Origin of the sequence: Oleiphilus messinensis (assembly GCF_002162375.1) — a bacterium.
GTDB classification, from domain to species: Bacteria; Pseudomonadota; Gammaproteobacteria; order Pseudomonadales; family Oleiphilaceae; genus Oleiphilus; species Oleiphilus messinensis.
In genome coordinates, this window is sequence record NZ_CP021425.1 from 2081465 (window position 1) to 2099426 (window position 17962).

Consider the following 17962-nt stretch of genomic DNA (forward strand, 5'->3'; position numbering starts at 1 on the left):
AGCTCTAATTTTTTGATTTCTATTAAGTGTATGAATTTAAATATATAAATCTTAAAAAAGATGTTTTTGTGAGCAAAATGTGAGCGATATTTGGCGGTTTGTGCGATCAATTTAAACGAATCAATCTTGACAATTCTTTTAACCAAACGTATGTTTCAAACACTTGTTTGATAATCGGGTTGATTTTGGTGCGACTGGTGTCAGAAGCGCCAGTAAAGTGTGCGCTATGTGTGCTGCATTGAATAACTCGCCCGAGTAACCATAAAGAGCCAACCTGTCCTGGAGCGTGTTAATGCCAGGGACAACATCCTTAGAGGTAACGGTATATGCCAGATTATAAAGCTCCCTTAAGAGACATGAAGTTTGTAATGAACGAATTGCTGGACTGTGAGTCTCACTATGCCAAGTTGGGTGCGGACGATGCCAGCCAAGATATGGTTGACGCGATTGTTGGTGAAGGGGCGAAGTTTTGTGAGCAAGTTCTTGCGCCGCTGAATCGCGTGGGTGACGAAGAAGGTTGTACCTGGAGCGAAGAGGGTGTAACGACTCCTAAAGGATTTAAAGAAGCGTACCAGCAATATGTAGAAGGCGGCTGGCCTTCAATGACTATTCCTGTAGAGCACGGTGGCCAGGGTCTGCCTGAGTCTCTGGGTCTGGTCATGAGCGAAATGGTCGGGACTTCAAACTGGGCGTGGGGCATGTACCCAGGGTTGAGTCACGGTGCGGTGAATACTGTTGAAACACACGGTACTGACGAGCAAAAAGAAGTTTATTTGTCTAAATTGGTAACCGGTGAATGGACTGGCACCATGTGTCTGACTGAGCCACACTGTGGTTCGGATCTGGGTATTCTGCGTTCCAAGGCTGAGCCAAATGCCGATGGTTCCTATAGCATTTCAGGTACCAAAATCTTCATTTCCGCTGGTGAGCATGATATGGCGGAAAATATTATTCACATCGTTCTGGCTCGTCTGCCAGGTGCACCATCAGGTACCAAGGGAATTTCCTTGTTCATCGTACCTAAGTTCTTGCCAGATGCGAACGGTGGTGTTGGTGAGCGTAACGCTGTGACTTGTGGTTCGATCGAACACAAAATGGGGATCCACGGTAACTCCACGTGCGTGATGAACTTCGACGCTGCCAAAGGTTTCCTGATCGGGCCTGAGAACAAAGGTCTGGCTTGCATGTTCACCTTCATGAACTTTGCACGTCTGGGTACTGCGATTCAGGGTCTGGGTGCTGCGGAAGGTTCATTCCAGGGCGCGTTGACTTATGCCAAAGACCGTTTGGCGATGCGTTCTTTGTCTGGTGCTAAAAATCCAGAAGGCCCTGCAGATCCAATCATCGTGCATCCAGATGTTCGTCGGATGTTGTTGACTCAAAAAGCCTTCGCAGAAGGTGCGCGTGCAATGATTTACTTCACTGCACAACACGCAGACGTTGTCCGTATGTCTGAAGATGAAGCTGAGCGTAAAGAGTCTGACGAAATGATGGGCTTTATGACGCCAATTCTGAAAGCGTTCTTGACCGAAGTGGGTTACGAAGCGGCAAACCACGGTGTGCAAGTATTTGGTGGACACGGTTTCATTGCAGAGTGGGGTATGGAGCAAATCGTTCGTGATACTCGAATCGCGTTGTTGTACGAAGGAACAACCGGTATTCAGGCACTGGATTTGCTGGGTCGTAAAGTATTGATGACTCAGGGTGAAGCGCTGAAGCGATTTACTAAACTGGTTCATGTTTTCTGTAAAGAGCAGGCTGATAACGAAGAGATGAAACAATTCATCGAGCCTCTGCAGAAACTGAACAAAGAGTGGGGCGATGTGACCATGAAAGTGGGTATGTCTGCCATGAAAGATCGTGAAGAAGTTGGTGCAGCAGCGGTTGATTACCTGATGTACTCTGGTTACATCACCATGGCGTACTTCTGGGCGCGTATGGCTCTGATCGCTCAACAGAAACTGGCAGAAGGTAGTTCAGAGGCTGGTTTCTATCAGGCGAAAGTTCAGACTGCTCAATTCTACTTCAAGCGAATCTTGCCAAGAACCTCCGCTCACGCGGAATCACTGGCGGGTGGTGCTGAAGTTCTGATGCAAATGGATGTCGAAAACTTCGTTTTCTAATTTGCAATGAAAAAAACCCGCATTCGCGGGTTTTTTTTGTTTCTAGAGCCCAAAAAAAACTTTCAATTGTGTGTTAGCCCATCAGCGGCTAAAATGCACGTTTTTTGCCATTGGAGGGACAATTCTGACTTTAATGTATGTTTTTCAGGCCAATGACTCGTTTCTTTGGTTGGGTCAGCCGTCCCATAATGGGATTAGAAAGCGCATTTGGTTAGAATTTCACTGAAAATTCCGACAATCGGTAAGATCGATGAGTACTGTGACACAAGAGAGGACACTATAGATGGCGGATTATAAAGCCCCGTTGCGTGATATGCGCTTCGTATTGAATGAAGTTTTTGAAGCTGAAAAATTGTGGGCATCTCTTGCCGGGACTAAAGAAACAGTCGATGTGGAAACGGCTGAAGCGATTTTGGAAGAAGCTGGAAAAATTGCTTCAACATTGCTGGATCCTATCAACCGTAGCGGTGATGAGGAAGGCTGTCACTTTGATGACGGTGTAGTAACGACACCTAAAGGTTTCCCTGAAGCATACAGAACCTTTATCGAAGGCGGATGGTGTGGTCTGGGTGGAAACCCTGAGCTGGGTGGAATGGGTATGCCCAAGATGATTGGTGCTCAGGTTGAAGAAATGGTGCAGTCTGCCAACATTTCTTTCGGGCTGTACCCTATGTTGACCGCCGGTGCCGCACTTGCGATTAACGCGCACGCGACTGACGAACTGAAAGAGAAATACCTGCCAAATATGTATTCCGGTGTTTGGGCGGGTGCAATGGATTTGACTGAGCCACATTCGGGAACCGATTTGGGTATCATCAAGACAAAAGCGGTACCAAACGATGATGGTTCTTACACTGTAACCGGTACTAAAATCTTCATTACCGGTGGTGATCACGATTTGAGTGATAACGTTATTCACCTTGTTCTGGCTAAACTGCCTGATGCCCCAGCCGGTCCGCGTGGTATCTCCTTGTTCCTGGTGCCAAAAATTCTGGTGAACGAGGATGGCTCTCTGGCTGACCGCAACAATGTGAGTGTCGGTTCAATTGAGCACAAAATGGGGATCAAGGCCTCTGCAACCTGTGTTATGAACTTTGATGGTGCCCAAGGCTGGTTGGTTGGCGAGTTGAACAAAGGTCTGGCTTGCATGTTCACCATGATGAACTACGAGCGTCTGGCGGTCGGCATTCAAGGGTTGTCTGCGAGTGAGCGCTCTTACCAGAATGCCGTTGAGTACGCAAATGACCGGATTCAAGGGCGTGCGGCTACTGGTCCTGCTAACCCAGATAAAGCGGCGGATCCAATTATTGTGCACCCTGACGTGCGTCGCATGCTGTTGACGATCAAAGCATACAATGAAGGTGGTCGTGCGTTTTCCTCCTATGTTGCGCGTTGGTTGGATATTGCCAAGTTCAGTGATAATACTGAAGAGAAGGCTCATGCCGATGCAATGGTAGCGTTATTGACGCCTGTGGTTAAAGCGTTCCTGACCGATCGTGGACTGGAAAGCTGCGTAATGGGTCAGCAAGTCTTCGGCGGCCATGGCTTTATTCGTGAATGGGGTCAGGAGCAGTTGGTTCGTGACGTGCGTATTGCCCAGATTTACGAAGGAACCAATGGTATCCAGGCGTTGGATTTGATGGGGCGTAAGGTTGTTGCGAATAATGGTAAGTTCTACGAGCTGTTTGCTAAAGAAGTTACCGAGTTTGTTGAAGCGAACTCCGCCAACGCTGCCCTTACAGAGTTTACAGCCCCGTTGGCTAAAGCAATCGAGCGATTGTCGGATGTTACAGAGCATGTCATCAAAGCGTCAGCACAAAGCCCTGAAGAGATTGGTGCGGCTTCTGTAGACTACCTCGATTTGTTTGGCTTTACCGCATTCACTTACATGTGGGCGAAAATGGCTAAAGTAGCGCTTGAGAACGTGGAAGGTGATACGGAAGGCTTTTACGCAACAAAAATCAAGACTGCACGTTTCTTTGTTAATCGTTTGTTGCCTAAGTCTCTGGCTTTGGCCGAAGCGATCAAGACCGGCAGTGCAGATATGATGGCGTTGAGCGCGGAAGAGTTCTAAGTTCGCGCAATATCCATCTTGCTAACCTAAAAAGCCCGCTGCAATGCAGTGGGCTTTTTACTTTCTGTCGTTTATTCACGCGAGTGTTATCGCGCTATTGGACTAAAATTGATCTGCCAGTCTGGAGTTGGTAATAAATGGGTTTTCATTGCCCTGTAGTTCCATGACGCGCGTGTTCCTGAGTACTTCCTCCCTCGATGCCGGGTCAGATTGGTGCCATCGTTTAAGTTGACTGGTAAACCCGACAAGGGGTAAGTCATAGGTCTTGGACATATAAAATATTGCTCTGGCGATATCGCCCTTGATGTCATCTGCGGGTTCCATAATAAGGAATGAACGCTTGATACCGCACTCTTCGATTGCGATTTCATCACCGAGTTCTTCAAATTTGGCATCTCTCCGATTCAGTTCAATTTTTGAGACAGCCGGGAAGATGTTATGCATATCGGTTACCATTAAACGATAGTCCGGGCTATTCTTGCGGCATTGCCGTGGGGTTCCACACCGGAGGTGGTCTCTAATCCATGAATCAGAATAGATGTAGCTCTCATCGTACAGGATTGACTTCTTTTTAAACTCTTTTTTGCAATAGAAACTTGTGCCGCCTTTTTCGTACAGTTTTCCCCAAAAATTTGTTTTCAGGAATGACTTAGGGTTGTCCACGGGAGCGCGATCGGGAGGAGCCGCATTGATTGAGTGGGTAAATGTCGCGGCTAAAATAAAAATGAGAGTACGTGCTTTCATGTTGCTTCTGTAGGTATCTAGTAGGTTAACTGCAATCGTTGAATGCTAATTGTGCCGCTTGCCAAACTGCCCTGACCCAACCTGCATACTTACTGTCTACACTGTTTCGTTGGTCAACACGATGTAATTATGGTTATATTTTATAAGCATAGATTAGGTAAGCCATACGAAGGTAAAAAACTAACGTATTTTGTTTAGGTCTCGTTAGTGTCTGGTTCCGTTGGATAAGAAAAGTGTAACACGGTGTAAGAAAATATACACACGCGTGATGTTTTTGTAACTTGGGATATTGCTTGCGTATAAGGTGTCGGAAAATTACTGCGGGCTCATGATTTCAAATGTAGCATGTCGCGGGCCGGTTGATTGTATGGGGAGCTCAGTAAATCAACCGGTTTAATCAATGTTCAGCAACACCCACTCAGACTTTTCAGTATTATGAGCAGAAAGAACGGGCTGTTATCAGAGTTTGTCTTTTAGGTTTTCGTAGCGAGTTTTGATTTTCTGGCCAAGTTCTTTAGCGGCTTCCGAAATTTCTTTACCCGCGTCTTCAACTTCTTTACCGGCTTCTTTACCCAGGTGGGCCATTTTACTCGAGAAGTGTTCCCAGTGCTCCTCAAGTTCTTCCCACTCATCCCGGGCATCCAGTTTGGCCAACTCTAACTTAACTCTGATTTCATCACGTTGTTGTTTCAGTTGTTCTGAAAGTGTTTTAATTTCATCGTGAATTGAGGTCATGACTATTCCTTTTTAACTGAGATGAGACTTTTTATACTGCAGATTATGGGATAAATATTCATCGTTACGCGTTTCAAATGCGTTGATATGAATCAATCACCTTAACGAAATGTAGTCAAACGAGATGAAATTCGTATTGCAGAACGCCATGACGATATCAGATAGGAGGGTCCATGGGTCTTCTTTGCGATTGCCTTTGATTGATTGGTCTGCCATGAAACAAAGGCGCAATGTGAAATCTGTGAAGTGATTGGGGAGTGCTGATGCCAGCCTGCTTACTTGAGCAGATTTGTTTTTGGGTACTGTGTATTTGCGCAGTATTGTTTCGGTATTCCCGGTAGACGCTTTTAACTGGCTTATCAGGCGAACCTGACGGCTTAATGCCCATAGTGTAATGGAAGGTTGCACACCCTCTGCTTTGAGTGTTTCCAGAATGTGCATAGCCTTTTTCGAGTTTTGCGAAAGGCACTGATCAACAAGATCGAAAACGCTGTAACGGGCGCTATCGCCTACTGCGGCCATAACATCCTCAGCGGATATTCTGCCATTAGGGCAGGTCAGTTTCAGCTTTTCCATTTCCTGAGCAGCCGCAAGAAGATTTCCCTCAACACGCTGACAGAGTAGCTCCAGTGCATCCCGTTCAGCATCGAAGCCATTTTGTTTCAAGCGTTTTGCCAGCCAGGCAGGCAGGCGCTGGGAGTCAATGGGCCAGACGGTAACGATCAATCCTCGTTCATCAATTGTTTTGAACCACTTTTTCTTTTGTTCTCCGCGATCGACTTTGCTGCTTTCGATGAGGAGAACGGCATCTTCAGAGGGGTGAGACAAATACTGGCACAAGGTCTCTGATGCGTCTTTGTTCAGTTTTCCTGCGGGTAGTTTGATTTCTACGATTTTTCGCGCAGAGAAAAGGGAGAGCGCGTTGCACTCTTCAATTATTGCACTCCATTGGGTCTTGGTGTCGGCGTGGAAGACAACGCGCTCGTCATATCCTGCTTTGAGACAGGACTGGCGAATTGCATCCATGCTTTCTTGAATCAGCAACGTTTCCTCGCCGGTGACAAGATAGACGGGATTGATCTTGCTGGTCAGATTTTGTGATAGTTTATCTGGAGTGATATTCACGGCGAAGACGGTGTCAGTTTGTCTCGGGTTGCAATTTTTCTTGCAGCGCAAGGTCGTTTATCGCGTTAATTCGTAAAATGATGCGTCTTGCGATTTCATTGAGTAAATCGACTTTTATTTCTGCTTCTTCTTTGTTTTTACCCAGGATGTTTTCTTCATCGAATCGATAGGTTTGTCGAGTACTGACTGTGTCATTCAGTATCGTCCTGCCATCTGAGTCTGTGAAATCAAACCAGGTCTGGATTTCCATGTCATACTCGGCAACTGAAGCATTTTTCTTTATCGACACCGCTTGTCGGGTTGTTTCTGTCTTGAGTACGTGAAGCGTCAACTGCACCATCGTGTTTGATGGGGCTTGGTCGCGTTTCTCGTCGATTCTGCTTTTGAGTGATTGGCAGAGTTCGAACGGGTTGTGTGCTGGGCAATAGAGGTTGAGGTCACTGAAAAATTGAGGAACCGGCTCTTGCCCTCGGAGTTGAAATCCACAGGCTGTCAGCATCGATAAACTGAGCCAGAATATGAGGTGTTGTGGCCTTAAGGGAATGTTGAACATAAGTTCCTCATCAGGTGGATTGCTTTTAAGGGGCTCTTAACAGGAGAAGTGCCCCTGAAGACTTCAGGGGCACTTCTCCGGTTGAATCGATCATTCCTGTTGTGTGGTGAACGAATCAACCGACAACAATATTGACCAGTTTCTGGGGGACTACGATGACTTTGCGGACGGTCATTCCCTCTGTAAAACGCTGCACATTCTCATCGGCCATGGCAATAGCCTGAATTTCATCCTTGCTTTGATCTACGCCGACTTCGATTTTCGAGCGCACCTTGCCATTGACCTGGACAACCATCAGCAGACTGGATCTAACCAGCGCGCTTTCATCAACTTCTGGCCAGCTGGCATCAATAACCGGGTCAATATGTCCCAGCAGTTGCCATAGCTCGTGGCAGATGTGTGGTACGATGGGGGAAAGTAACAAAATGGCTGTTTCCAGTGCTTCATGGCGCACAGCGATGCTTTGTTCATCGTTACCTTCGTGCTTGTTAACTTCGTTGAGCAATTCCATGAGCGCAGCAATCGCCGTATTGAAAGTAAGACGACGACTGACATCATCACTGACTTTCTTGATCGTTTCGTGAGTCTTGCGGCGTAAAGCTTTCTGTGAATCATTCAGAGCAATCGGGTTAAGCTTGGTTGTGGTATCCGAACCCAAATGGCTGTGGACCGTTTTCCACAGGCGGCGCAAAAACTTGTGCTGTCCTTCAACCGCAGAATCAGACCACTCCAAAGACTGTTCGGGCGGGGCTGCAAACATCATAAACAACCGAACGGTGTCAGCACCAAATTTATCGATAATTTCCTGAGGATCGATGCCATTATTTTTTGACTTCGACATTTTGCTGGTGCCGTCTGTTTCAACCGGCTGACCATCTATCTTGGACGTGATGCTTACAACGCGACCTTTGTCGTCTTTTTCCACCGCGACATCATTCGGTGAAATCCAGTTTTTACCGCCTTTTTCATCCTCGCGGAAGAACGTGTCGGCAAGTACCATTCCTTGACAGAGCAAGCGTTTGAATGGCTCATCGGAATTTACCAGTCCTACGTCACGCAGCAGCTTATGGAAAAAGCGAGAGTAGAGCAGGTGCAGAATCGCGTGTTCGATGCCACCGATATATTGATCAACAGGCAACCAATAGTTGGCTTGCTCGGGATTGAGCATCGCGTCATCACTGTTTGGGCAACAATAGCGGGCGTAGTACCAGGACGATTCCATAAACGTATCGAATGTGTCCGTTTCTCTTAGAGCCGGTGCACCATTGAATGTCGTTTTGGCCCATTCGGGGTCAGCTTTTATCGGAGATTTGACACCATCGAGTTCCACATCTTCTGGCAGCTGAACGGGGAGCTGGTCCTCCGGAACGGGGGCTTCACTGCCGTCTTCAAGGTTTAGAATCGGAATTGGCGCTCCCCAGTAACGTTGGCGGGATACACCCCAGTCACGGAGTCGGAAATTGACCTTTTTAGAGCCTTTGCCCATCTCCGACAGTTTTACCGCAATCGCTTCAAATGCTTCCTGGGAGGTCAGGCCGGTAAATTCACCGGAGGACACCAGGATGCCTTTGTCGGTGTACGCTGCTTCCTGAACATCGACTTCGACATCATTGGTCGGCGCAATAACCTGTTTGATTGGCAGACCAAAACGCATGGCAAACTCATGGTCCCGTTCATCGTGAGCCGGTACGGACATTACCGCACCCGATCCGTAATCCATCAGGACAAAGTTTGCAACCCATACTGGAATGGTTTCCTGGGTGATTGGGTGAACTGCAGATAGCCCGGTCGGCACACCCTTTTTCTCCATGGTTGCCATGTCTGCTTCTGCAACTTTCGTATTTTTGCACTCGGCGATGAAATCCCGCAATTCGACATTGTGTTCAGACGCCGCCAAAGCCAGAGGGTGTTGAGCTGCAATTGCGACATAGGTCACCCCCATCAGGGTGTCCGGGCGAGTGGTGTAGACGGTGAGCTCCTGATCCTGCCCTTCGACCGTGAAGCTCAGCTCGACGCCTTCGGACTTGCCAATCCAGTTGCGTTGCATGGTTTTGACTTGTTCTGGCCAGTCTTCCAGTTGATCAAGGTCATCCAGCAACTCCTGGGCGTAGTCCGTAATTTTGATAAACCACTGTGGAATTTCTTTTTGCTCCACGGGCGCGCCAGAACGCCAGCCTTTACCATCAACAACCTGCTCATTTGCCAACACGGTTTGATCGACAGGATCCCAGTTTACAGTTGCATTCTTTTTATATACCAGGCCCTTTTCATAGAGCTTGGTAAAGAACCATTGTTCCCAGCGATAGTACTCCGGGCGGCATGTTGCAAGTTCGCGTCCCCAGTCGTAGCCAAAGCCCAGCTGGTTCAACTGATTTTTCATGTACTCGATGTTTTCGTAAGTCCATTTGGCAGGGGCGACATTGTTTTTGATCGCGGCGTTTTCTGCTGGCAGGCCGAATGCGTCCCACCCCATGGGCTGCAGGACATTTTTGCCTTGCATGCGCTGGTATCGGGAGATGACATCACCGATTGTGTAGTTGCGGACATGACCCATGTGTAGCTTGCCACTGGGGTAGGGGAACATGGACAGGCAATAGTATTTTTCTTTACCTGGGTCTTCGGTCACTTCAAAGCTTTTTTGATCCTGCCAGTATTGTTGCGCTTTTTGTTCTATGTCTCGCGGGTTGTAATGCTCTTCCATTGTTGCCGTGTTACCTCAAGTTGATACAGGTGCCTGTTGGACAGCGACCGGAATTGTCTCGGATCAATACCTTTAATCGAGGTGTATGACATGATCCATTCTGAGTGAAATACACAATGTCAGGTGGCATGTGAGGGTCTAATTCTGACGTTTGAGCCCGTACACTCATCGTTAAGTTTCCGGGGTCGGATGGTTTAGCCTTCTTGCCTGTGCTGCTGTCTCAACACCGCATTGGGTTGTCTAAAATAGGGACAGTATTCTAACCTACTAATAGAGTGACAGGTAGGGGTTCAAAGCTCAACCCGGCAATTTATTCGACTGAACGGATTAAATTGGGGTACATGGGCGGTATTTTTGAATGTTTGGCTGGTATTTTAGGATTCGTTAATGGCATTTGGGCTCAGGATCGAAGGCGGGAGAGTGAAATGACTGAAAATTCATCAAAGTTTAATAAACCAGAAAAAGCCACGAAAGCATACAACAGAGTGGTTGAACGGCTCGAGTCATCACTTGCGGATCTTGAGTTACGCACATGGGAAACACTTAAAGAGGAGCTGGATCAGGCCATTGAGTTTGAGCAGGATGTGGCTGAACTCAGCAAAGAAGAATTGTCACTACTGGGAGCATATATTCGGCGCGATTTGCAAAACCTCAAGCATTTTATGGCTGAAACGGGTGAAGGGGTATCGGAGTGGGTAAAAACAGATGCAGCAGTCATTGAGCGTAGCGTTATGGAACTGTTATTCAGTATTGCAGATAAAACGACAGTGGATCAGGTTCAGCTGAAACACAAGCTGGAGCACGACCATAGTACCTATATGGTCGGTGAAATTGCCTCTGCGGGTATGTTGCGCTGTGGTGACTGCGGTTACATGATGTGTTTGACCCAAACATCGGTTATCGAACCCTGTCATGAGTGTGGCAATCAGTACTTCAAGCGGGTCACGTCCCGGTGGCCCAAATCCGAGGAAGATAACTATTAACATCTCGTTAAGTGATAGACAAACTCAGCCTTTTGTTTTGTTGCTGTGGCGTAGCCTGTATCGCGTTAGTAAGGCCAAGGGCGCGATAAAGAGTATGAGGATTAATGGCGTTGAGCCAAATGTCATGAATGGTGTTGAGCCTTCAGCGGGATAAATGGTGCCTTCAAGAGTAGTAGCCACAAATTGCTTTGAACGCCCGACTTGACGGCCATTCGGGGCGACGATTGCGGATACGCCGCTATTGGTTCCGCGCAATAGATAGCGGCCGGTTTCCAATGCCCGCATCTGGGCAATTTCAAGGTGTTGGAGCGGGCCGATGGAGGCACCGAACCAGGCATCATTGCTAATCGTAATGAGAAAGTCGGCATCCCGGGCCTGTGTCGCGACAAAATCAGGGTAGACAATTTCGTAACAGATAAAACTGGCAAATTGGTATGGTCCAGCGCTTAAGTGAGGCTGATCTTTGGGGCCAAGAGAAAAGCTGGACATCGGTAGATTGAAAAACTGTATGGCTCCGCGCAATAGGTCTTCAAGCGGAACATACTCGCCAAACGGAACCAGCTTCTGTTTATGATAGAGCCCGTGTCCATCTCCAAGACTCAGAATGCTGTTGTAAAAACGATAAATATTCGCTTCGTAATCTGCTTGACGGGTTGGAATACCGGTAACCAATGTGGTACTGGCGACCTTTCCCATTTCATTTAGTGCACCCAGTATGCCTGTCGCCTGGTGCTGGAATATCGGTATTGCTGTTTCGGGCCACAGGATGATTGATTTGCCCCAGAATGGTCGGCTCAGCGTGCGATAAGTCTCAAGCGTTTCTTCCTGGTAGTGTTCTTCCCATTTTATCAGTTGGTCGATGTTGCCTTGTATAATGGCCACACTGATAGGCTTTTGAGTGTCGATTTGGGTCCATTCGGTTTGCTTCAGGGTGTAGCCCGTTGCAAATAGTACGCATGCTACTGCGACCAGTCCTGCTTTCTGGATTCTGCTGATGCTGGATATCAGGCTGGCTATCGCAGCGCCAGTGAATACAACGATTAGTGTTATGCCGTATACGCCCAGGACGGGGGCCCATCCACTGAGTGGCGAATCAAGGTGCCCGTGGCCCAGATAGAGCCAGGGAAATCCGGTCAGAATCCAGCTTCTAATCCAGTCTGTGATAACCCAGGCGCTACAAAATGCGAGTAGTGTGGATGGGGTGTTGTTTTTTGGTTCTTTTTTGAGGGGCGCTGAACGTGCCGGAGGCGCACAGAGTTTGCCGAATAGGATAAACTGAAAGCCGTGGAAAAGAGCGAGTAACGCGACGAATGCGCCAGTCAAAAAAATGGCAAGGGGGGCGGAGGTATAGCCGTAGTCATGGATACTCACGTATACCCAGGAGGCTCCGCTGGAAAAAATCCCAAATCCAAGACACCACCCCATTGCAAACAGTCGTTTAGTTGATCGGGGGGAGGGGGTCTGGATTATACAAAAGTAGGTCAAGGCTGCTGAAAGAATTCCCAATGGCCAATAGCCAAAAGGTGCATAGGTCAGCGTTTGCATCCCGCCTGCAAGAAACAGCGCGACTAGTATTGCTATCTGTTTGTGTTTATTCACGGCGGGTGTTGTATCTTGATTTTCCATGCTGAATTCCTTGCCGCACATGAGTTCAGGTCACACCCAAACTGCGCGTCCACAAGATTTTTTGCGCAGTTTGGGTTGACCGGTTCCCAGCTGGCGAACGGGTTATGTTATTCGCCGCATTATGAGCTGGAGCAGTGTGGATTAGAGTTTGTTGACCTGTAGCAGGCGGATGGTGCGGTTGTCCGCATTTAATATGGTGAATTTTAACCCGCCAAATTTTATATTTTCATTACGTTTGGGCACCCGGCCAAAGTTTTTCATCACCAGCCCTCCAATCGTATCGAATTCTTCTTCATCCAGTTCTGTGCCGAAGAATTCGTTAAATTCATCCATCGGTGTTACTGATTTGACGATAAACTCTGACTCAGAGCGTGGTTTGATCAGTGTATCTTCTTCGTAGTCGTGTTCGTCTTCGATTTCGCCGACAATTTGCTCCAGAACGTCTTCAATGGTAACGAGCCCTGCAACGCCACCATATTCATCAATTACGATGGCCATGTGGTTGCGTGTGGTTTTGAATTCTTTCAAAAGCTTGTTGAGTCGCTTGCTTTCCGGCACAAAGGTTGCGGGCCGCAGGTAGTCGGTCAGTGCTTCTTTTTTAAGTTTGCCCTGCCACATGAGATTGAGTAGATCTTTGGCCAGCAGTATGCCAATGACGTCATCGGGATCGTCACCGAGTACAGGAAAGCGTGAGTGGGCCGAATCGATAACTTCGCCCATAAACTCTGTGGGTTCCTGAGATGAGCGGATAGTGGTCATTTGGGATCGAGGGATCATGATTTCACGAACCTGCATGTCCGTGACCTGCATTGCGCCTTCTATGATGCTCATGGAGTCGGGGTCAAGTACGCCTCGGGTTTCTGCTGTCCGAAGCAGTTCGACAAGTTCAGATGCGTTCTTGGGGTCTCCGGCAAATGCCTGTGAAATTTTTTCCAGCCAGGTCTTGCCGGATTGCTGATTTTCCGGGGTGTCTTCGCTCATTCTCCGTTACCGTCTAATTTTCCTCATAAGGGGCAGGATAACCCAGCTCTGTTAAAATTTGAGTTTCGAGGTCTTCCATGATTTCCGCTTCATTGTCCTCGATGTGATCGTACCCTTGCAAGTGCAAAATACCGTGCACCACCATGTGTGCCCAATGACTTTCTTCAGTTTTTTCCTGCTCTTGAGCCTCTTTTTGTACCACCGGTGCGCAGATTACAAGATCGCCCAAGAGGTTTACCGTAATGCCGGGTGGCGCATCGAATGGAAACGACAGCACATTGGTCGGGCCGGTTTTATTGCGATAGGTTTGGTTTAGCGTTGCACTTTCTTCAGTATCAACCAAGCGAATGCTGACTTCCATTTCGCACGCTGAATTCTCTGGTGAGGCACTTGCTTCAAATGCTGTCTGAGCCCAATGTTGAACTTGATTTTCGTCAGGTGTGGCGGATTGGGTCGCAAGTTGCAAATCTACTATCAGCTTCATTTTACTTGGGTGCTCGTTTTTCATGGCGGTCATAAGCTTCAACGATTCGCTGAACCAATGGGTGTCTGACGACATCTTGAGCGGTGAATTGCGTAAAGCTGATTCCTGGCACCTGATCGAGCACCGTCATGACATGGGCCAAGCCTGATGTCTGGCCTTTGGGGAGATCAACTTGAGTGATGTCGCCCGTGATGACTGCTGTGGAGCCGAAGCCGATGCGAGTCAGAAACATTTTCATTTGTTCCCGGGTTGTATTTTGACTCTCATCCAGAATTACAAATGATCGATTCAACGTTCTGCCGCGCATGAAGGCGAGCGGTGCAATTTCGATTACATTTTTTTCAATGAGTCTTAGTACTTGATCAACACCGAGCATTTCATAAAGTGCATCATACAGAGGGCGTAGATACGGGTCGACTTTCTGGGCCAGATCACCCGGCAAAAAGCCGAGCTTTTCGCCTGCTTCAACTGCCGGACGTACCAATAAGATACGTTGAACTTCTTCATTACTTAAAGCCTCGACTGCGCAGGCCACGGCCAAGTAGGTCTTGCCGGTACCGGCTGGGCCGATACCAAAATTAATATCATGATTCTTGATGGATCTGACGTAGTCCGTCTGGTTCCCGCCCCTGGGTTTGATCTGTAATTTCGGCGTTTTAATCATGAGGTCATCGTAGGCTCGACCGGCTTTGCCAGCAATTGAGTCTGCTCCGGTTTCACGAATAAACAGGTGGACCAGATCGGGGTTGATTTCCCGCTCCGCTTCAGTTTCCCGGTAAAGGTGTTTTAGTACATCTGCGGCAGCCTGTGTGGCTTTGACTTCACCGCGGATTCTGAACTCATTACCCAGGTAGCTGATGCGCACGCCGAGTCGCTGCTCAAGTTGTTTCAGGTTGTCATCGCAACTACCGGACAAGCGCGAAAGTCTTCTCGGGTCTTCCGGTACAAGGGTCAAGTTGCGTTGACGATCATTCGAATTGACCGGCTGGTCTTTCGCGTTAGGGTGTTGGTCGTTCAAAATTTCTCCGAAAAGTAGTTTCTGCAAGTCCTGGCTTGAACTTGGTATGCAACAAGTTAGGTTTACCGCAAACCTTGTGTGCCGCAAACCTAGTATGCCGCAGTATCGATTCGCTGTCCGCGCAGGGAGTTTGGCAGCGCCTCCATGATTTCGACGTCGACAAACTTACCGATGATGCTGGTGTCCAGTTCCCTGAAATTTACGACACGGTTGTTTTCTGTGCGTCCTTGAAGTTCGCCGGGGTCTTTTTTCGAGTGACCGGTCACCAGTACCCGTTGCACGCTACCAACCATTTTACGGGCGATATCTTGCGCGTTTTGGTTGATCCGCTGTTGCAGGATAGCCAGGCGCTGCTTTTTATCAGATTCGGGGGTATCGTCGGGCAGGTCGGATGCCGGCGTGCCTGGGCGGGCGCTATAGACGAAGCTGAATGAGATATCGAAGCCAATATCATTGATAAGTTTCATTGTGGCTTCAAAGTCTTTCTCAGTCTCACCGGGAAAGCCGATAATGAAATCGGAGGAGATGCTGATATCCGGGCGAATCGATCTTAGCCGACGAATCTTGGATTTGTATTCCAGTGCTGTGTGTCCCCGTTTCATGGCTGCGAGGATCCGGTCTGAACCACTTTGAACGGGCAGGTGCAGGTGGCTGACTAATTCCGGGACGGTACTGTACACATCAATCAATGCGTCGGTAAATTCAACCGGGTGACTGGTGGTGAAGCGAATGCGGTCGATGCCGTCAATTGCGGCGATGACCGTGATTAGTTCTGCAAGGTCGGCGATATCGCCATCGTGAGTTTCGCCTCGATAGGCGTTTACGTTCTGGCCGAGCAGGTTAACTTCCCGGACACCTTGAGAGGCGAGGTGTGCGACTTCTGCGATCACATCGTCAAAAGGTCGGCTTACTTCTTCGCCGCGAGTATAAGGGACTACACAGAAAGTACAGTATTTGCTGCAGCCTTCCATAATGGATACAAATGCGGAGGGGCCTTCTACACCGGGGACGGGGAGGCGATCAAATTTTTCGATTTCCGGAAAGCTGATATCAATTACACTGCTGCCACCCTGTGCTGAGGCATCGATCATTTCCGGTAGGCGATGGAGCGTTTGTGGTCCGAAAATCACATCGACAAATGGTGCACGATCACGGATTGCTTCACCTTCCTGGCTGGCGACGCAGCCGCCAACACCAATGGTTAAGCCTGGCTTCTGTTCCTTGAGCTTCTTCCAGCGACCCAGTTGGTGGAATACCTTCTCCTGGGCTTTTTCACGGATTGAGCAGGTATTCAACAGCACAATATCGGCGTGCTCTTCATTCTCAGTTAACTCGATTTCATGGCTTTCCTTCAGAAGATCTGCCATGCGCGAAGAATCATATTCGTTCATCTGGCAACCATGAGTTTTAATAAAAAGCTTTTTGGCCATGCTGTGTTCCGTAGATACCTGTTTACTTCTATAAATTGGATCGATTCCAGTGCGAATCGAACAGGGTATTATAATGACCAAAGTGTTACGTTGATAGTGAAATTATGCTGGATGATCGTGAAAATGTGCGGATTTTTTAATCGTTGCCGTCGATTTTTGTCTGTGTGACAGTCGTTGTTGTAAGCGTGTGCGCTATGAAATGCCATACATGAATGACAGGGGTGTGCTATGATAAGCCTCTTTTTTCAGTCTTGGAATTACTAGTGTTGGATTTACTATTATGACGGCAGATACCCAAAAAGTTGTGGGTCGTAAAATTTATAAAGTCATTTACTACAATCAAGATGATGTATACGAGATTTTTGCATCTCATGTTTATCCCAGTGATATGTATGGGTTTATTGAAGTTGAGCAGTTGTTGTTTGGTGAGCGCTCTCAGCTGTTGGTGGATCCTAGCGAAGAAAAATTGAAAAGCGAGTTTGAAGGTGTGAATCGAACCTACATTCCCATGGGGGCGGTTATCCGTATTGATGAGGTTGAGCAATCCGGCGTACCCAAGATCAAGTCTGCCGGTGGTACATCTTCGGTGGCCTCTTTTCCCAAAAAGCCTGGTCGAAGTGATTAGGTATTCAGAGTGGGACCCGAAGTTGAAAATTATTGTTGGAGAATGTGGCTTTGACGCCTGAACGTTACAAGCGGTTGCGTGAAACCCTGGACCGGCGACAGAGTGATCTCACCATCCTCACCGATCAGATGCACAAACCCCGCAACATCGCAGCATTGATCCGAACCGCGGATGCAGTAGGTATTGCTGATGTTCACATGGTTTGGTCAGCGGGTGCTCGCCGCCCGTACAAAGGTACTGCTCTCGGCAGTCAGCGTTGGGTAAAGGCGCATACACACGATTCGATGGCGGATGGCATAAACGGGCTCAGGCAGCAGGGTTATCAGATTTACGCAGCTCATTTATCAGAGCAGGCGGTGAACTTTCGGTCCGTGGATTATACCCGTCCCTGTGCGGTGGTATTGGGAAATGAGAAACAAGGTGTTGGTGCAGTCGCGGAATCGTTAGCGGATGAGCACATTATTATTCCTATGATGGGGATGGTGGAATCCTATAATGTTTCTGTGGCGGCCGCGATTATTCTGGCGGAAGCACAACGACAGCGTGAGGCTGTCGGACAGTATAATCGGGTGAGCTTGACGGATGATGTGTACTGGCAATTGTTTTTTGAGTGGGCTCACCCGCAAGTTGCGCAATTCTGTCGTGAAAAGGGGGTTGCGTATCCTGGAATTTGTCGGGACAGTGGCGAAATTATAGAGCCTGCGGCTTGGTATCGTGATGTCAGAGCGGAAAGTGGTGCTCTGAAGTAGCCGGTGCCCTG

Annotated in this window: 15 protein-coding genes; 5 read left to right on the plus strand and 10 right to left on the minus strand. The window is 48.2% G+C overall.

All coding sequences use genetic code 11. The annotated features are described in order from the left end of the window. The first annotated feature begins 326 nt into the window (after positions 1 to 326). Positions 327 to 2123 (plus strand): acyl-CoA dehydrogenase C-terminal domain-containing protein, encoded by a 1797-nt coding sequence (locus OLMES_RS09110; protein ID WP_087460976.1) that lies wholly within the window; start codon positions 327 to 329, stop codon positions 2121 to 2123. A gap of 283 nt (positions 2124 to 2406) precedes the next feature. Continuing rightward, positions 2407 to 4197, plus strand: a complete 1791-nt coding sequence (locus OLMES_RS09115; RefSeq protein ID WP_087460977.1) for an acyl-CoA dehydrogenase C-terminal domain-containing protein — start codon at positions 2407 to 2409, stop codon at positions 4195 to 4197. Between the two features lie 102 nt (positions 4198 to 4299). Here OLMES_RS09115 and OLMES_RS09120 read toward each other — a convergent pair whose 3' ends face one another. The 5 genes from OLMES_RS09120 to leuS all read right to left on the minus strand — a co-directional run bounded on the left by OLMES_RS09120 (position 4300) and on the right by leuS (position 10055). Then, positions 4300 to 4941 (minus strand): endonuclease, encoded by a 642-nt coding sequence (locus OLMES_RS09120; RefSeq protein WP_087460978.1) that lies wholly within the window; start codon positions 4939 to 4941, stop codon positions 4300 to 4302. Between the two features lie 459 nt (positions 4942 to 5400). Continuing rightward, positions 5401 to 5676 carry a hypothetical protein gene (locus tag OLMES_RS09125; protein ID WP_087460979.1) on the minus strand — a complete coding sequence of 92 codons (276 nt, stop codon included), beginning with the start codon at positions 5674 to 5676 and terminating at the stop codon, positions 5401 to 5403. Between the two features lie 96 nt (positions 5677 to 5772). Further along, entirely contained in the window at positions 5773 to 6801 is a 1029-nt protein-coding gene (gene holA, locus OLMES_RS09130) for a DNA polymerase III subunit delta (protein WP_157678233.1), read from the minus strand. Positions 6802 to 6814: 13 nt separating this feature from the next. Continuing rightward, positions 6815 to 7354 (minus strand): LPS-assembly lipoprotein LptE, encoded by a 540-nt coding sequence (locus OLMES_RS09135; RefSeq protein ID WP_087460981.1) that lies wholly within the window; start codon positions 7352 to 7354, stop codon positions 6815 to 6817. A gap of 115 nt (positions 7355 to 7469) precedes the next feature. Beyond that, positions 7470 to 10055 (minus strand): leucine--tRNA ligase, encoded by a 2586-nt coding sequence (gene leuS / locus OLMES_RS09140; RefSeq protein WP_087460982.1) that lies wholly within the window; start codon positions 10053 to 10055, stop codon positions 7470 to 7472. Positions 10056 to 10480: 425 nt separating this feature from the next. On the opposite strand from leuS, the gene OLMES_RS09145 reads away from it, so the two are divergent. Then, positions 10481 to 11038 (plus strand): zinc ribbon-containing protein, encoded by a 558-nt coding sequence (locus OLMES_RS09145; RefSeq protein ID WP_087464407.1) that lies wholly within the window; start codon positions 10481 to 10483, stop codon positions 11036 to 11038. A gap of 24 nt (positions 11039 to 11062) precedes the next feature. On the opposite strand, the gene lnt is transcribed toward OLMES_RS09145, so the two are convergent. The 5 genes from lnt to miaB form a co-directional block, all read right to left on the minus strand. Beyond that, complete coding sequence (gene lnt, locus OLMES_RS09150) at positions 11063 to 12664, minus strand: apolipoprotein N-acyltransferase (RefSeq protein ID WP_198343278.1); 1602 nt, start codon at positions 12662 to 12664, stop codon at positions 11063 to 11065. A gap of 141 nt (positions 12665 to 12805) precedes the next feature. Beyond that, positions 12806 to 13645, minus strand: coding sequence for an HlyC/CorC family transporter (locus OLMES_RS09155; protein WP_087460984.1), 840 nt, complete (start codon positions 13643 to 13645; stop codon positions 12806 to 12808). 13 nt (positions 13646 to 13658) lie between these two features. After that, positions 13659 to 14129: an rRNA maturation RNase YbeY gene (gene ybeY, locus OLMES_RS09160; protein WP_087460985.1), complete on the minus strand. Its 471-nt coding sequence runs from the start codon at positions 14127 to 14129 to the stop codon at positions 13659 to 13661. 1 nt (position 14130) lies between these two features. After that, a complete protein-coding gene (locus tag OLMES_RS09165; protein WP_087464408.1) occupies positions 14131 to 15147 on the minus strand; it encodes a PhoH family protein in 1017 nt (338 codons plus the stop codon). Between the two features lie 89 nt (positions 15148 to 15236). Continuing rightward, positions 15237 to 16577, minus strand: coding sequence for a tRNA (N6-isopentenyl adenosine(37)-C2)-methylthiotransferase MiaB (miaB, locus tag OLMES_RS09170; protein ID WP_087460986.1), 1341 nt, complete (start codon positions 16575 to 16577; stop codon positions 15237 to 15239). A gap of 280 nt (positions 16578 to 16857) precedes the next feature. On the opposite strand from miaB, the gene OLMES_RS09175 reads away from it, so the two are divergent. Beyond that, the gene (locus OLMES_RS09175; protein WP_087460987.1) at positions 16858 to 17202 is read left to right on the plus strand and encodes a DUF1820 family protein; all 345 of its coding nucleotides are present in this window, start codon (positions 16858 to 16860) and stop codon (positions 17200 to 17202) included. A 50-nt stretch (positions 17203 to 17252) separates the two neighbouring features. Beyond that, positions 17253 to 17951 (plus strand): tRNA (guanosine(18)-2'-O)-methyltransferase TrmH, encoded by a 699-nt coding sequence (trmH, locus tag OLMES_RS09180; protein ID WP_087464409.1) that lies wholly within the window; start codon positions 17253 to 17255, stop codon positions 17949 to 17951. Positions 17952 to 17962 lie beyond the last annotated feature (11 nt).

Bases quoted from the DNA above. Each gene is read 5' to 3' on its own strand.
- OLMES_RS09135 (WP_087460981.1), bottom strand. From the start codon at position 7,354: ATGTTCAACATTCCCTTAAGGCCACAACACCTCATATTCTGGCTCAGT.
- OLMES_RS09175 (WP_087460987.1), top strand. From the start codon at position 16,858: ATGACGGCAGATACCCAAAAAGTTGTGGGTCGTAAAATTTATAAAGTC.
- OLMES_RS09155 (WP_087460984.1), bottom strand. From the start codon at position 13,645: ATGAGCGAAGACACCCCGGAAAATCAGCAATCCGGCAAGACCTGGCTG.
- OLMES_RS09125 (WP_087460979.1), bottom strand. From the start codon at position 5,676: ATGACCTCAATTCACGATGAAATTAAAACACTTTCAGAACAACTGAAA.
- OLMES_RS09120 (WP_087460978.1), bottom strand. From the start codon at position 4,941: ATGAAAGCACGTACTCTCATTTTTATTTTAGCCGCGACATTTACCCAC.
- leuS (WP_087460982.1), bottom strand. From the start codon at position 10,055: ATGGAAGAGCATTACAACCCGCGAGACATAGAACAAAAAGCGCAACAA.
- miaB (WP_087460986.1), bottom strand. From the start codon at position 16,577: ATGGCCAAAAAGCTTTTTATTAAAACTCATGGTTGCCAGATGAACGAA.
- ybeY (WP_087460985.1), bottom strand. From the start codon at position 14,129: ATGAAGCTGATAGTAGATTTGCAACTTGCGACCCAATCCGCCACACCT.
- lnt (WP_198343278.1), bottom strand. From the start codon at position 12,664: ATGGAAAATCAAGATACAACACCCGCCGTGAATAAACACAAACAGATA.
- OLMES_RS09145 (WP_087464407.1), top strand. From the start codon at position 10,481: ATGACTGAAAATTCATCAAAGTTTAATAAACCAGAAAAAGCCACGAAA.
- OLMES_RS09115 (WP_087460977.1), top strand. From the start codon at position 2,407: ATGGCGGATTATAAAGCCCCGTTGCGTGATATGCGCTTCGTATTGAAT.
- OLMES_RS09110 (WP_087460976.1), top strand. From the start codon at position 327: ATGCCAGATTATAAAGCTCCCTTAAGAGACATGAAGTTTGTAATGAAC.